The sequence below is a fragment of the Moorena sp. SIO4A1 genome (assembly GCF_010672065.1).
Classification (GTDB): Bacteria; Cyanobacteriota; Cyanobacteriia; order Cyanobacteriales; family Coleofasciculaceae; genus Moorena.
This window is the reverse complement of record NZ_JAAHHX010001042.1, coordinates 1-1,052: the sequence shown is the minus strand read 5'-3', so window position 1 is coordinate 1,052 and position 1,052 is coordinate 1. Positions and strand designations below refer to the sequence as shown.

The 1,052-nt window shown below is 43.1% G+C and carries 2 protein-coding genes; one reads left to right on the top strand and one right to left on the bottom strand.

The window, feature by feature from the left end:
• Positions 1–53 precede the first annotated feature (53 nt).
• Positions 54–359, top strand: a complete 306-nt coding sequence (locus F6K53_RS45115) for an RNA-binding protein (protein WP_075900939.1) — start codon at positions 54–56, stop codon at positions 357–359.
• A 472-nt stretch (positions 360–831) separates the two neighbouring features.
• Here F6K53_RS45115 and F6K53_RS45110 read toward each other — a convergent pair.
• The coding region (locus F6K53_RS45110) for a hypothetical protein (RefSeq protein ID WP_293087675.1) at positions 832–1,052 on the bottom strand (221 nt) is incomplete at its 5' end.

Genomic DNA, 1,052 nt, shown 5'->3' with positions numbered 1-1,052 from the left:
AGCATGCCTCCGAAATTTCTATCTCTACATAAATCAAATTTTGGAGATATTGTATGTCTGTCTACGTTGGTAACCTTGCACGTGAGGTGACAGAAGAGGATCTGAAATCTGTGTTTGAAGAATATGGCCAAATCAAGCGAATTCACATGCCCACCGATCGCGAAACAGGTCGCTTAAGGGGCTTTGCTTTTGTGGAAATGAACACAGAGGAGGAAGAAGCAAAGGCCATTGAAGAGCTTGATCGAGCTGAATGGATGGGGCGCGAGCTCAAAGTCAATAAAGCCAAGCCTCGGGAAAAAAGAAACTCATTTGGGGGCAATCGCGGCAGAGGTGATAACTTCGGTGCTCGTCGCTACTAAGCTCGCTTTGATCTAAATCAAAACCCAATTCTCTGGTCTGAGGACAGGGCAGGGGTTTTACCCCTGTCAAGTTCTACGCTGCGCGTCAGAATTTAGGGAGTAATCCTGGTAGGGTAAAGCAAACCCGAACTATAGTTGAAAGATACTAGTGTGCTTAGGATTGCTGTCTATAAGTGGATTGAAGGCATCTTAAACTCTTTGATTCAGACAAGTATGGACTTTTAAGACCTAGAGTAGGAAAACCCACATAGGTAGTGTTCAGATCGAGAATCACACTAGTTGTAGTGTGTGAGTTAACCAAAAATATCATTAATTCGGTATTGCTGAATCAAGGAATGAATATGAGTGGGGTCGGCATCCTGGCTGCCCGAAAATATTGAGAACGGGCAAGATGCCCATTCCACAAAACTATTCAAATCATTCCATTATTAAGCAACGCCATTAATTCCACGGCTCATAGCTAAAGTCAGTTTTAAGCGATATATTGTAGCAAACTCTGCAGGCTGAAGCGTGGAAATAAACCATCACAGTTCCCTTGACAAGGAGTAAGGAAAAAATAAGGAGTTTGAGAGCTTGCTTTTGGCAGGCTTAATTTGGATTTCCTTGCCATAGACGAGTGCAGGCTATCCAGGTGCAATATTATGATTTTTAACGGACTTGAGATATGAGCCATTCGTTTTAAAAACTGGCCGG

Excerpts from the sequence above, each read along its gene's own strand:
- F6K53_RS45115 (WP_075900939.1), top strand. The coding sequence starts at position 54 with ATGTCTGTCTACGTTGGTAACCTTGCACGTGAGGTGACAGAAGAGGAT.